This is a genomic window from Amycolatopsis benzoatilytica AK 16/65, assembly GCF_000383915.1.
GTDB classification, from domain to species: Bacteria; Actinomycetota; Actinomycetes; order Mycobacteriales; family Pseudonocardiaceae; genus Amycolatopsis; species Amycolatopsis benzoatilytica.
Genome location: NZ_KB912942.1, coordinates 8,117,174 through 8,128,957, shown reverse-complemented (window position 1 = coordinate 8,128,957; position 11,784 = coordinate 8,117,174). Strand labels below are relative to the sequence as shown.

Here is an 11,784-nt window from a genome sequence, read left to right as displayed (position 1 = left end):
AGGTGAATCTCACATGATGTGGTAACGCGTGATCGAACTTCGACGCGTAGTCACCGTCAGGCCAGTTCAGCCCGGCCGGACGCGACGAGGCGAGAGACCAGGCCGTCGCCGGTCTCCTCTTTCGTCACGGCGAAGCACAGGTGGTCACGCCAGTCGCCGGCCACGTCCAGGTACCGCTCGAACAGCCCTTCCTGCCGATAGCCGGCCTTCGTGAGCACACGGATGCTGGCGTTGTTCTCCGGTCGCACGGTCGCTTCGAGCCGGTGCAGGCCGGCCGACCCGAAGGCGTGATCTGTCACGAGCGCGACGGCGGCGGTCGCCACCCCGCCCCGGACGATGTCCGAGGACACCCAGTACCCGATCCACGCGGATCGGAGTGCGGCGCGGATCACATTACCGACGGTGATCTGCCCGGCGAACTTTCCGTCCACCGTGATCGTGAACGGCAGGCATTGGCCCCGCCGCGCCAGGCCGCGCAAGGCCGCCCATTGGGACGGCCACGACCAGAACGCGTTGCGGTCGGCCCACGGCCCGATCCCGGTCGGCTCCCACTCTTCGAGGTGCTCCCGGTCGCGCAGCCGGACCCGGCTCCACTCGCCCGCGTCGCGCAGCCGCACCGGGCGCACCGCGACCACGCCGGCCGGGACCCGCAACGGGCCTAGCGTCGCGGGCCAGCCGGGGTGCCGGGTTTCGACGGACTCGGGAAGTGCGGCCACGGATCAGGCGCGCTGAGCGAGGAAAGTGACCTTGACCTGCTCGCCCGCGGCCACCTCGGTCAGGTCCTCCTCGACCGTGATGAGACAGTTCGCCTCGGCCAGTGACGCGAGCAGATGCGCCCCCGCGGTACCGAGCGGCTGCACCAGGTACTCGCCGTTCGCCTCGTCGCGCAGCAACTGGCCGCGCAGGTAGCCGCGGCGGCCCTTCGTCGACGTGATCGACGACAGCAGCCGGGCGCCGACCACCCGGCGGTGCGGGTTGCGGGTGCCGCGCGCGGTGCGGATCAGTGGCCGCACCAGCACCTCGAACACCACCAGCGCGCTCATCGGGTTGCCCGGGATCAGGAACGTGGGCACCGAGTCCGGGCCGAGCCGGCCGAAGCCCTGCACCGAACCGGGGTGCATCGCGACCCGGGTCATGTCGATGTGCCCGAGGTCGGACAGCGCGGCGTGCACCTCGTCGCCGGACGCGCCGCCGGCCCCGCCCGCGACGACCACGATCTCGGACATCAGCAGTCGTCCTTCGACGACCTCGCGCAGCCGCTTCGGGTCGCCCGGGACGATGCCGACCCGGCTGACCTCGGCACCGGCGTCGCGCGCGGCCGCGGCCAGCGCGTAGGAGTTGACGTCGTAGACCTGGCCGACCGACGGCGTCCGGTCGATGTCCACCAGTTCATCGCCAACCGACACGATCGACACCCGCGGCCGCGGGTAGACCAGCACCTTCGCCCGTCCGACCGCCGCCAGCAGGCCGACCTGCGCGGAACCGATGGTGTCGCCCTTGCGGACCGCGACGTCGCCGATCTGCACGTCCTCGCCGGCCCGCCGCACGTAGCCGGCGGACGGCACCGAGCGGCTCACGGTCACTTTGGCCTGGTGTCCGTCGGTGTAGGCGGTCGGGATGACCGCGTCCGCCAGCGTTGGCAGCGGCGCGCCGGTGTCGACCCGTACCGCCTGGCCGGGCTGCAGCCGCCGGGGCTGTCGCGAACCGGCCGCGATCTCGCCGACGACCGGCAGCTGGATCGGCGCTTCCCCGGCCGTGCGCACATCGACGCTCCGCACCGCGTACCCGTCAACCGCGGCCTGGTCGAAACCGGGCAGCGCGTGTTCGGCGACCACTTCCTCCGCGCAGAGCAGGCCCTGCGCCTCGGAAATCGCGACCCGCACCGGCCGCGGGCGCACGGCGGAGTCCAGGGTCAGCGCGATCTGCGCGTCGACCGAGCGGAAGTCGGTCAGCTCCCCGGATTCCTCCGTCGCGACGGTGCCGGCCACGGGTTCCGCTTGGGGTTCGACGGTGGTCTCGGCCGTCGTGTCGGCCGAGGCTTCCGCCGGGGCTTCGGCCGGGGTGGTGTCGAGGGAGTCCGTCATGGGCGATCGTTTCCGATCCGTTCGGTCAGCCAGGTACGCAGCGAAGGCCCGTACTCCGGGTCCTCGAGCGCGAAATCGACGGCGGCGCGCAGGAATCCGCCGGGGTTGCCGAGGTCGTGCCTCCCCCCGCGGTGGACGACGATGTGCACCGGATGTCCCTCGCGGATCAGCAGCGCGACCGCGTCGGTGAGCTGCAGCTCGCCGCCCGCACCCGGCTCGATCCGGCGCAGCGCGTCGAAGATCGCCCGGTCGAGCAGGTACCGCCCGGCCGCGGCGTAGGTCGACGGCGCGTCCTCCGGCTTGGGCTTCTCGACCATGCCGTGGACCTGCTTGACGTCCGGGTCGTCGGTGTCGCTGACGTCGAACACGCCGTACGGCGAGATCTGCTCCTTCGGAATGTCGAAGGCGCACAGGACGCTTCCGCCGAACTGGGCGCGCACCGCCGACATCCGGTCCAGGACCCCGGCGGGCAGCACCAGGTCGTCCGGCAGCAGCACGGCGACCGCGGTGTCCTCGTCGGTCAGGTTCGGCTCGGCCTGCGCGACCGCGTGCCCGAGCCCGAGGGCCTGTTCCTGGATCGCCACCTCGACGTCGAGCAGGCCCGGCCCGCGACGGACCTTGGCCAGCAGGTCGGTCTTGCCCTTGTCCTCGAGGGTTTTCTCCAGGCCCGGGTTCGCCTCGAAGTACCGGACGACTGCTTCCTTGCCCGGTGAGGTGACGATCACCAGCCGCTTCGCGCCCGCATTCGCCGCTTCGGTGGCGACGAGCTCGATCCCCGGTGTGTCGACCACCGGGAGCAGCTCTTTCGGCACTGCCTTCGTGGTCGGCAGGAATCGCGTACCGAGGCCAGCCGCAGGCACGATGGCGGTTCTGAAGGTCTGGGTGGTTGAGGCGCCCGTCATGGGCGCAAAGCCTAACCTGGTCTCATGCACGCGCCGGGCAATGAGACCCCGAGCAAGGCGGAGTGGCGGGCGAGAATCCTTCAAGCCCGCGCCGAACTGCCCCCCGAAGACCACGCCCGGGAAGCAGCCGCGCTCGCTTCCGCGGCGGCCTCAGTTGCTGCGCAAACGGTATGCGCGTACCTCCCGTTCGGCACCGAACCCGGCCGGATCTCGCTGGTAGCCGCACTGGCCGCGACCGGTGCCCGCGTCCTGCTGCCGGTGATTCCGGACACGCCAGGCCCCCTCGACTGGGCCGAGTACACCGGTCCGGACGCGTTGGTCCCCGGCCGTCTGCGCGGGGTCCGAGAACCGTCCGGCCCGCGCCTGGGGACGTCGGCAGTCGCGTCGGCAGAGGTGTTGCTGATCCCAGCGCTGGCCGTCGACCGCCACGGCACCCGGCTCGGCCGCGGTGCCGGCTACTACGACCGCACCCTGCCAGCGGCCCCAGACGTCCAGCGACTGGCGGTGGTGCGCACGGCGGAGGTCGTCGACCAGTTGCCCTCCGAACCGCACGACGTGCCGATGACAGCCGCATTGACGCCCGCCGGCTTGATCCGGCTGCCATCCCGACCCAGCTGCCCGGCTTGGCCCGGGCCGCGGTCTTGACCCAGCTGCGGTCGTGACCCAGGGCGGTCTCAACCCGACAGCCGTCTCGCCCCAGCCACCGTCTCGACCCAGCCACCGTCTCGCCTCAACCACCGTCTCGACCCGCCAGGCGTCTCGACCCAGCCACCGTCTCGCCTCAACCACCGTCTCGACCCGCCAGGCGTCTCGACCCAGCCACCGTCTCGACCCGCCAGGCGTCTCGACCCAGCCGCCGTGTTAACCCGACTGCCGTCTTGACCTGGCTCTGGTCTTGACCCGACTGCGGTCTTGAGCCGGGCTTGACCAGCCACCGTTGCCCGGCCGGGCGTCCGCTCGACCACCCTGACCAGCACGAACCCGCCCCGCCCCGCTCCACGTGGCAATGTGAGCAAGGGGGAATTGCGCTGGAGGAATGCCGTCCAGCACAATTGGGTTAGCACTCTTGTAGGTCGAGTGCCAGCGCATGAAGGAGCTTCAGTGCCCACGTATCAGTACGCCTGCAAGGAATGCGACCACCGCTTCGAGGCGGTGCAGTCCTTCTCCGACCCCAGCCTGACCATCTGCCCGCAGTGCTCCGGTCCACTGCGCAAGGTCTTCAGCTCGGTCGGGGTGGTCTTCAAGGGCAGCGGTTTCTACCGCACGGATTCGCGGGACGCGGGCAAGTCGAGCACCGCTGCGACCCCGGCCAAGACCGAGAGCGGCAAGTCCGACTCGTCGTCCACCACCTCCTCTTCGTCGACGTCTTCGTCCTCGAGCTCGTCCTCATCTTCCTCCTCGAGCACGACGAAAACGGCTTCAACGCCTTCCTGACCCCCGAGTTATCCACAAGGGGCCAGTTATCCACAGGCTGGCGAATCGGCTCTTCCGGCCGGTCCGCGGCGTCCTTAACGTCGGATTCGTGCGGCATCCCGCCGCACGGGAACCGACGAGGGGACGACCTTGAACACCTTGCTCCGCCGCCTGTCCTCGCTGCCTGATCCGCGTCTGCTGCGCGGCCGGCGAGCCCGGCTGCTCCGCCGCTGGCTCGCCGGAACACTGTTCTTGGCCGGCCTGGTCGTCCTGTTCCTGCCGCCCTCCGCGCGCGGCGCACCGGCCACCTCGACCGTGGTAGCAGCGCACGACCTGCCAGCGGGCTCAGTCCTGCGCACGGCAGACGTACGCGCCGTCGCACTGCCCGACCATCTCCGTCCGGCAGGTTCGCTTTCGTCAGCAGACGCCGTAACCGGGCGGCTTTTGTCCGGCGCTGCCCGATCCGGCGAACCCATCACAGACGTCCGACTGGTCGGCAACAGTCTCCCCGTATCGGGTGAACCCGGCGCCGTCACGGTCGCCGTCCGGATCGCGGATTCGGCCGTCGCGGAGTTGCTCCAGCCAGGTCAGCGCGTCGACGTCATCGCGGGCGCGAGTACCACAAATTCTGCGTCTGTGCTGGCCAGAGGGGCTGTGGTGGTCACCGTTCGGCGGTCCGGCGAGTCCGGCGGCCGATCATGGGGCCCGCCACAACAGGGTCCACTGGTGCTGGTGGCGGTGCCGCCGCAGGTTGCCACGCAGGTCGCAGCTTCCTCGCTGGAACGGCCGGTAGCGGTTACTCTCCGCTAACCCGACCCCGATGGGCGACGGCTGTCTTGCGGCGGCCAGGTGCCCGTCCTGAGTTCCTCTGGGAGCAGCAGTGCTGAAAGGCTTCAAAGACTTCCTGATGCGCGGAAACGTCGTCGACCTCGCGGTCGCCGTCGTCATCGGCGCCGCGTTCACCGCGATCGTCACCGCGTTCACCAACGGCCTGATCAAGCCGCTCATCAGTGCGCTGGGCGGGACCGACGCGGCGAAGGGCCTCGGCTTCAATGTCCTGCGCGGGAACGACGCGACCTTCATGGACTTCGGCAGCGTGATCAACGCGGCGATCAACTTCGTGATCGTCGCCGCGATCGTCTACTTCCTGATCGTGCTTCCGCTCAAGCACGTGCAGGAGCGCCGCAAGCGCGGCGAGGAACCCGGCCCGGCGGAGCCGACGGACGTCGAGCTGCTCACCGAGATCCGGGACCTGCTGCGCGCGCAACAGGGCGACGGCCCCTCCCGGCACGGACGCTGAGGGGTCACCGATCGTGATGCGGGGGCCGGTTCTCGAGATACCACGAATCCGGCGTGGTCTCCGGGCCCCGGCCCCGCTCATCGGACGTGGTCTCCGGCAGCACGTCGCCGAAGATCTCGTCGACCCGGCGGCGACGCTGGGCCTCGGTCACCGGCGGACGCGGTTCCTCGTGCGGCATGCGTCCATCGTCCCACTCGCTGTTTGACAAGTGCAGAGAGACACCGCGCGAGCTCAGACCTCTTCGAGGCCGGAGAGCTCGTCGATCACGTGCGGGACCAGCGACGAGAGAGTCGCCATGCCGTCGCGCACCGCGGCACGCGAACCGGCCAAGTTGACCACCAGCGTGCTGCCCGAGACGCCGGCCAAGCCGCGGGAGATCCCGGCGTCGACCGCGCCCGCGGCGAGCCCGGAGGCGCGCAGGGCCTCGCCGATGCCCGGGATCGGGCGGTCCAGCACCCCGGCGGTGGCGTCCGGGGTGCGGTCGCGCGGCGACACTCCGGTGCCGCCGACCGTGATCACCAGGTCCGCGCCGCCGATCACAGCCGTGTTGAGCGCGTTGCGGATGCCCGCGGTCTCGGCTTCGACGACCACGACGCCGTCCACGATGAACCCGGCTTCCTCGAGCAACTCGGTGACGAGGGGCCCGGAATTGTCCTCGTGTTCGCCGTGCGCGACCCGGTCGTCCACGATGACCACGAGTGCCCGGCCCAGCCGCTGTGCGCTCCGCTCCATGCCGACACCGTATCCGGTTCCGGACCTTCTTCGCCGCCACGGGCCCGGTGATTTCTGACGATTCGGTGACGTGGTCCACGCGGGCGCCGCGCGGACCTGGCCGCGCGGCCTAACGTCAGCCGGGTGCGAGTGCTCCTCACCGGCGGCGCCGGGTTCATCGGGTCCAGGATCGCCGACCAGCTAGCCGACGAAGGCGACGAAGGCGTCGTGCTGGACAACCTCCTGTCCACTGCGCACGGCTCCACCGCACCGCCCGAGTACACGCGTCGCCACCGCTTCCTGCGCGGCGATGTCACCGACGCCGAAATAGTCGCTGAGCTGCTCGATGGCGTCGATGCGGTCTGCCACCAGGCCGCCGTCGTCGGGCATGGCGTCGACCCCTCCGACGCGCCCTCGTACGCACTGAACAACGACTACGGCACCGCCGTGCTGCTGGCCGCGATGCACGCCGCGAAGGTGCGCAAACTCGTGCTCGCCTCGTCGATGGTCGTTTATGGCGAGGGACGCTATCTGTGCACGGAGCACGGCACTGTCCCACCAGCGCCCCGCCGGCAGTCCGATGTGGACGCCGGACGGTTCGATCCCGCCTGCCCGCGATGCGGTGCCGAGTTGGGCTGGCAACTCGTGCCCGAAGACGCTCCGTTGTTGCCTCGAAGCACCTACGCGGCAACGAAGCTGGCCCAGGAGCACCTGGCGGGCGCCTGGGCGCGTCAGACCGGCGGCACGGTCTGGGCGATGCGCTATCACAACGTGTACGGCCCGCGGATGCCTCAGAACACACCATATGCCGGGGTGGCCTCGCTGTTCCGGTCCGCGCTGGAGCGAGGCGAGGCGCCGACCGTGCTGGAAGACGGACGCCAGCAACGGGATTTCGTACACGTGGACGACGTAGCCCGGGCGAACGTCCTCGCGCTCCGCAGCGCCGGTCCAGAGGGGGATCTCACGCCGCTGAACGTCTGTTCCGGACAGCCGCACAGCGTCGGCGACCTGGCCCGGGAGCTGGCCCGCGCCTGCGGCGGGCCTGAACCGCGCATCGTCGGCGGCGCTCGGCCGGCCGATGTCCGGCACGTCGTCGCCGACCCGGCGCGGGCCCGGGAGCTGCTCGGATTCAGCGCGGAAACGTCATTCGAAGACGGCATCGCCGCGTTCGCCACCGCGGAGCTGCGCGCCCCGGTCACCCGATGAGGTGAAGATCACGTTCCGGAATGAATCGGCTGCGCCGGATCTTGATGCTGGGCATGCGTTCCATCGCGGTGGGGGACATCGAAATCCACGCACTGACCGACGGGCGGCTGCACCTGCCGTCCTCGTTCTTCCCGGGGCTCCAGGGCAAACGCTCTGCGCCGAGCACAGTTCCGGTCGTCACCGGCGCTTTCCTGGTCCGGGCGGGCAGCCGTGCTGTCCTGGTCGACGCCGGCTTCGGCCCGCGCGCGGCTGGTGCGCCGCATCTGCCGCAGCACTCGAGAGAAAAGCTGCACCCGCTGACCGAGCCAGCCGAGTCCGAACACAGCGGCGGGCTGCCCGCCGCACTAGCTGAGGCTGGCGTTTCCCGCGAAGACATCGACATTGTCGTGTTGACACACCTGCATGCCGACCACGTCGGCTGGGTCGCGCCGAACGGCGAGCCGTACTTCCCGAACGCAGAAGTCCGTTACGGCGCACCGGATTGGGCGGCGTTCGTCGAGCCCGCCGGGCGACACGATCGCGGCCGCGTCGCGCTGGAAGCACTCCGGGCCAAGGGCAAGCTGCGCGTGCTGATCGACGGCGAGAGCATCGCGCCGGGCGTCACCGTGCGGCACGCACCCGGGCACACGCCAGGGCATTACGTGCTGGAAGTGACGGACCAGGACCGGCGCGCGGTTCTGCTCGGCGACGTTTTCCAGATTCCCGCGCAGCTGACCGACCCGGCGATCAGCGCGGCGTCCGACGTGGACCCGGGACAGGCGGAGCTGACCCGCCGCCGCTGGCTGGGCGAAGTCGCCGGCACCGGCACGATCGTCGCGGCGCATTTCCCGGACGAGCCGTTCTTCCGGATCGCGGCCGACCGCACCGTGGAGCCGGTCTCGGCAGTCGCCGCGTCCTGACTGTCCAGAGTGGAGTGACAGCTCAGGAGGCCGCCAGCGGCAACCGCACCTCGAAGCGGCATCCTGGGCCGTGGTTCCGCACGCCGATGCGGCCACGGTGCGCCTCGACCAGCCCTTTCGCGATCGCCAGGCCCAGCCCGCCGCCGCTGGTGCGGTCCGGGGTGCGGGCCTGCGTCCCGCGGAAGGCGACGTCGAAGACCCGGCCGATCTCGTCGTCCGGGATGCCGCCGCAGCCGTCGTCCACGGCGAGCAGCGCCTGATCTCCGTCGATGCCGATCTGCACGGCGACCGTGCCGTCCGGCGGCGTATGCCGGATGGCGTTGGAGACGAGGTTCCGCACGATCCGCGCCAGCTCCGGGTCGCTGCCGGACACCACCGGCCACGCCGAAGCGTTCTCCAGGACCCGCACGCGTTTCCGGTCGGCCACTGGCGACTGCGCGGCGACCGCGTCGCTCACGACGTCGCGCAGCGGCACCGCCGACATGCTCAGTTCCAGCGCGCCGGCGGTGATCCGGGACAGCTCGAACAAGTCGCCGACCATGCCGGACAGCCGGGTGGTCTCGCCGCTGATGCGCTGGGCGTAATCGGCCACCTCGGCGCGTTCGGAAACCACGCCGTCGGCCAATGCCTCCGCCATCGCCTGAATGCCGGCCAGCGGACTGCGGAGGTCGTGGCTGATCCACGCCACGAGCTCGCGACGTGACGCCTCAGCCGCGCGTTCGCGTTCGCGAGCCTCGCGTTCCCAGACGCTGCGCCGCGCGATGATCCGGCCGAGGATCATCGCCGCGGGCACCGCCACCAAGGCGACCAACAGGCAGACGAGCACTTCCGTGGTCAAGGCTTCGGTGAACATGAAGCCGCTTACGCCCAGGATGCCGACCAGCATCGCGGCGATCGGCGTCAGCACGAGCACGGTCATCGTGGTGACCAGCGATCGGCGGCGCAGCAGGTAGAGCACGAGCGCTCCGAGCGCCGCGATCGGCAACGCGAACAGCAGCGCGAGCGGAAGAATATGCAGCGCGTGGACGAGCATGTCCCACGCGGACTCGCCCGAGCCGATCACGGCTGTGCCTCGTCATAGCGGTAGCCGACCCCCCACACCGTGGCGACCCGAGTCGGTTTGGCGGGGTCTCGTTCGATCTTCTCGCGCAGCCGCCGCACGTGGACGGTCACCGTGGACTGGTCGCCGAAGTCCCAGCCCCACACCTTGCCGAGCAGGTCGGCTCGGCTGAACGCGACGCCGGGATGAGCGAGGAAGAACGCGAGCAGGTCGAACTCGCGCGTGGTCAGCGGCAGCGCCACGCCGTCCAGGGTCGCCTGGCGGGCGTTCATCTGGAGCCGGAGGTTGCCGTCCGCCAGTTCGGCGATGGGCGGCTCCGGACGCGGCATCCGGGCCCGGCGCAGCACGGACGCCACCCGCAGAGTGAGTTCCTTGGGGCTGAACGGTTTGGTGACGTAGTCGTCCGCGCCCAGCTGCAGCCCGGCGATCCGGTTCTCCTCCTCGCCGAGGGCGGTGAGCATGACGATCGGCACGTGGCTGGTCTGCCGCAGGCGCTTGCAAACCTCCAGGCCGTTCAGACCGGGCATCATCACGTCGAGCACCACCAGGTCCGGTTCGCGTTCGGCGAACCGGGCGAGCGCGGCCGCGCCGTCGCCGGCCTGGTCGACCGTGAAGCCGGCGGTTTCGAGGTAACGGCGGACGACGTCGCGCACTGTCTCGTCGTCGTCCACCACGAGCACGCGACCCGCTTGGTCTTCCATGCCTCACCTCACCAGTTCGTCAGCAGCAGGTGGTTGACGGCCAGCGCCGTCACCGCCTGTCCGGCCAGCCACCAGCGGCGGTGGCCGGCCGGGAGCAGCGCGGTGGCCGGGATCAGCCACGCGCCGAACGGTAGCCAGATCCGTTCTACCTCAGCCTTCGACAGGCCGGACGAATCGGCGAACACGATCGTGAGCAGCGCGGCCAGCACGATCAGCAGCACCGGGTCGCGCAGGAGCGTCCGGCGAGTGGGCAGGAAGGCCGCCGCCACGACCCCTCGCCGGGCACCCGCGATCACAGCCGGTCCGCAGGCGACGGCTACCGCGGCCAAATCGGCCCACACCCAGTAGGAATACGGCCGCACGAGCGCGACGCCCTGGTAGTAGCGCTCGACCACGAGGTGATAGCCGTCCAGCCACCAGAATCCGGCCAATGCGAACACTCCGACCACGGCCAGGGCCCCGACCACAGCACCCAGCGTCGCGCGCCATTGCCTGCCGAGCACCGCGACGGCAAGCGCGACCAAGCCCAGCAAGATGAGGCCGTAGGAGAGAAAAATGCCGAAGCCGACCAGCACCCCGGCAGCCAATGCCGCAGGCCAGGCATAACCACGGCGGTCCCGGAAGCCCACTGCGGCAAGAGCGAGCAACGCGATACCGGTGGCCGTCACCCCGGTGAACAGTCCGTCGCCGGACACGCCCAGCCACACCGCGCCTGGGCTCAGCACCGCAAACGGCAGCGCGGCCCGAGCAGCGGCCAGGCGGCCGAGCAATCCGACCGTCGCGGGCACGGCGACCGCGACCAGCGCCCCGACCAAGATCACAGCCGTGGACGCCCATCCGCCGCCGCGGAGGCCGAGCCGGTCGAGCCATACGAACACCAGCGTCGCGGCTGGCGGGTGGCCGGAGACGTGAGTGGTCCAGGAGTTGGGCTGGAAGTCGAGGATGCGCGAGGAGAACTCGCGCAGGAAGCGCGGGATGTCCGTGATGCCCGGGACTTCGTGCAGGTACTCCTGGACGGTGGTCAGACGGCCGGCGAACCCGCGCGTCCAGCCGTCCACCATCGCGAGCGAGAAAATCCAGGCGAGGGACGTCGCGTAGCCGGCGGCGAGAGCGCGCCGCCAGGGCAGGCGAGCAGCGAGAGCCGGGCCGTGCAGGACTACTCCAGCGGCGATCAGAACCGCGAAAACCGAGCCAGGGCCGACGTGCGGAAGCCAGTGCGCGAATAACGGCGGCGCGAACGCATAGATCACCACGTCCGAACCAGGACGGTTGTAATACAGGCCAACGGCGGTGGCGGCGGCGATCACCAGAAGCGCGACGCCGATCGTCACGAGATCGGCCCGAAACCGAGGCCGGACGGGAACGGGAGGGCGCGGCTCCGCGAGCCGGGCAGTCTTGGTCGACTCGCTCATCACCGGCCACGATAACGCCGCTGGCGGTGCTCCGACGGCGGGCGGAGGGATCCGTGAGAACTCGGTAAGATCTGGCAGTCCGTCACGATTTGGTAA

14 protein-coding genes are annotated in these 11,784 nt (G+C 70.4%); 6 read left to right on the top strand and 8 right to left on the bottom strand.

Annotation, left to right across the window (positions count from 1 at the left end):
* Window positions 1-56: 56 nt before the first annotated feature.
* Genes AMYBE_RS0138095 through AMYBE_RS0138085 form a run of 3 tightly spaced genes read right to left on the bottom strand, consistent with a single transcriptional unit; the run spans window position 57 to window position 2,986 of the window.
* Window positions 57-716, bottom strand: coding sequence for a GNAT family N-acetyltransferase (locus tag AMYBE_RS0138095; RefSeq protein ID WP_020664658.1), 660 nt, complete (start codon window positions 714-716; stop codon window positions 57-59).
* Between the two features lie 3 nt (window positions 717-719).
* Complete coding sequence (gene glp / locus AMYBE_RS0138090; protein WP_020664657.1) at window positions 720-2,084, bottom strand: molybdotransferase-like divisome protein Glp; 1,365 nt, start codon at window positions 2,082-2,084, stop codon at window positions 720-722.
* Entirely contained in the window at window positions 2,081-2,986 is a 906-nt protein-coding gene (locus AMYBE_RS0138085) for a UTP--glucose-1-phosphate uridylyltransferase (protein ID WP_027928445.1), read from the bottom strand. Before AMYBE_RS0138085 ends, glp begins: the two co-directional genes overlap by 4 nt.
* Window positions 2,987-3,010: 24 nt before the next feature.
* Between AMYBE_RS0138085 and AMYBE_RS0138080 the strand changes: the two genes are divergently transcribed.
* The 4 genes from AMYBE_RS0138080 (at window position 3,011) to mscL (ending at window position 5,699) form a co-directional block, all read left to right on the top strand.
* On the top strand, window positions 3,011-3,631 hold the full coding sequence (locus AMYBE_RS0138080) for a 5-formyltetrahydrofolate cyclo-ligase (RefSeq protein ID WP_020664655.1): 621 nt from the start codon (window positions 3,011-3,013) through the stop codon (window positions 3,629-3,631).
* Window positions 3,632-4,087: 456 nt separating this feature from the next.
* Window positions 4,088-4,420 (top strand): FmdB family zinc ribbon protein, encoded by a 333-nt coding sequence (locus AMYBE_RS44495; protein ID WP_084470294.1) that lies wholly within the window; start codon window positions 4,088-4,090, stop codon window positions 4,418-4,420.
* A 294-nt stretch (window positions 4,421-4,714) separates the two neighbouring features.
* Complete coding sequence (locus AMYBE_RS0138065; protein ID WP_245573442.1) at window positions 4,715-5,209, top strand: SAF domain-containing protein; 495 nt, start codon at window positions 4,715-4,717, stop codon at window positions 5,207-5,209.
* Between the two features lie 70 nt (window positions 5,210-5,279).
* Window positions 5,280-5,699: a large-conductance mechanosensitive channel protein MscL gene (gene mscL, locus AMYBE_RS0138060; protein WP_020664651.1), complete on the top strand. Its 420-nt coding sequence runs from the start codon at window positions 5,280-5,282 to the stop codon at window positions 5,697-5,699.
* A gap of 4 nt (window positions 5,700-5,703) precedes the next feature.
* Here the strand turns inward: mscL and AMYBE_RS45550 are convergent, their stop codons facing one another.
* Window positions 5,704-5,877 carry a hypothetical protein gene (locus tag AMYBE_RS45550; RefSeq protein ID WP_020664650.1) on the bottom strand — a complete coding sequence of 58 codons (174 nt, stop codon included), beginning with the start codon at window positions 5,875-5,877 and terminating at the stop codon, window positions 5,704-5,706.
* A gap of 53 nt (window positions 5,878-5,930) precedes the next feature.
* Window positions 5,931-6,431 carry a MogA/MoaB family molybdenum cofactor biosynthesis protein gene (locus AMYBE_RS0138050; RefSeq protein WP_020664649.1) on the bottom strand — a complete coding sequence of 167 codons (501 nt, stop codon included), beginning with the start codon at window positions 6,429-6,431 and terminating at the stop codon, window positions 5,931-5,933.
* 123 nt (window positions 6,432-6,554) lie between these two features.
* On the opposite strand from AMYBE_RS0138050, the gene AMYBE_RS0138045 reads away from it, so the two are divergent.
* Window positions 6,555-7,616 (top strand): NAD-dependent epimerase/dehydratase family protein, encoded by a 1,062-nt coding sequence (locus AMYBE_RS0138045; protein WP_027928444.1) that lies wholly within the window; start codon window positions 6,555-6,557, stop codon window positions 7,614-7,616.
* 20 nt (window positions 7,617-7,636) lie between these two features.
* On the top strand, window positions 7,637-8,515 hold the full coding sequence (locus AMYBE_RS0138040) for an MBL fold metallo-hydrolase (RefSeq protein ID WP_020664647.1): 879 nt from the start codon (window positions 7,637-7,639) through the stop codon (window positions 8,513-8,515).
* 22 nt (window positions 8,516-8,537) lie between these two features.
* Here the strand turns inward: AMYBE_RS0138040 and AMYBE_RS0138035 are convergent, their stop codons facing one another.
* From AMYBE_RS0138035 to AMYBE_RS0138025, 3 genes are read right to left on the bottom strand one after another with little or no spacing between them, the layout of a single operon-like run.
* Window positions 8,538-9,578 (bottom strand): sensor histidine kinase, encoded by a 1,041-nt coding sequence (locus AMYBE_RS0138035; RefSeq protein WP_020664646.1) that lies wholly within the window; start codon window positions 9,576-9,578, stop codon window positions 8,538-8,540.
* Window positions 9,575-10,276: a response regulator transcription factor gene (locus AMYBE_RS0138030; RefSeq protein ID WP_020664645.1), complete on the bottom strand. Its 702-nt coding sequence runs from the start codon at window positions 10,274-10,276 to the stop codon at window positions 9,575-9,577. Before AMYBE_RS0138030 ends, AMYBE_RS0138035 begins: the two co-directional genes overlap by 4 nt.
* A gap of 8 nt (window positions 10,277-10,284) precedes the next feature.
* On the bottom strand, window positions 10,285-11,688 hold the full coding sequence (locus tag AMYBE_RS0138025) for a hypothetical protein (RefSeq protein ID WP_027928443.1): 1,404 nt from the start codon (window positions 11,686-11,688) through the stop codon (window positions 10,285-10,287).
* Window positions 11,689-11,784: the final 96 nt, after the last annotated feature.

Excerpts from the sequence above, each read along its gene's own strand:
- glp (WP_020664657.1), bottom strand. The coding sequence starts at position 2,084 with ATGACGGACTCCCTCGACACCACCCCGGCCGAAGCCCCGGCGGAAGCC.
- AMYBE_RS0138085 (WP_027928445.1), bottom strand. The coding sequence starts at position 2,986 with ATGACGGGCGCCTCAACCACCCAGACCTTCAGAACCGCCATCGTGCCT.
- AMYBE_RS0138080 (WP_020664655.1), top strand. The coding sequence starts at position 3,011 with ATGCACGCGCCGGGCAATGAGACCCCGAGCAAGGCGGAGTGGCGGGCG.
- AMYBE_RS45550 (WP_020664650.1), bottom strand. The coding sequence starts at position 5,877 with ATGCCGCACGAGGAACCGCGTCCGCCGGTGACCGAGGCCCAGCGTCGC.
- AMYBE_RS0138050 (WP_020664649.1), bottom strand. The coding sequence starts at position 6,431 with ATGGAGCGGAGCGCACAGCGGCTGGGCCGGGCACTCGTGGTCATCGTG.
- AMYBE_RS0138040 (WP_020664647.1), top strand. The coding sequence starts at position 7,637 with ATGAATCGGCTGCGCCGGATCTTGATGCTGGGCATGCGTTCCATCGCG.
- AMYBE_RS0138030 (WP_020664645.1), bottom strand. The coding sequence starts at position 10,276 with ATGGAAGACCAAGCGGGTCGCGTGCTCGTGGTGGACGACGACGAGACA.
- AMYBE_RS0138025 (WP_027928443.1), bottom strand. The coding sequence starts at position 11,688 with ATGAGCGAGTCGACCAAGACTGCCCGGCTCGCGGAGCCGCGCCCTCCC.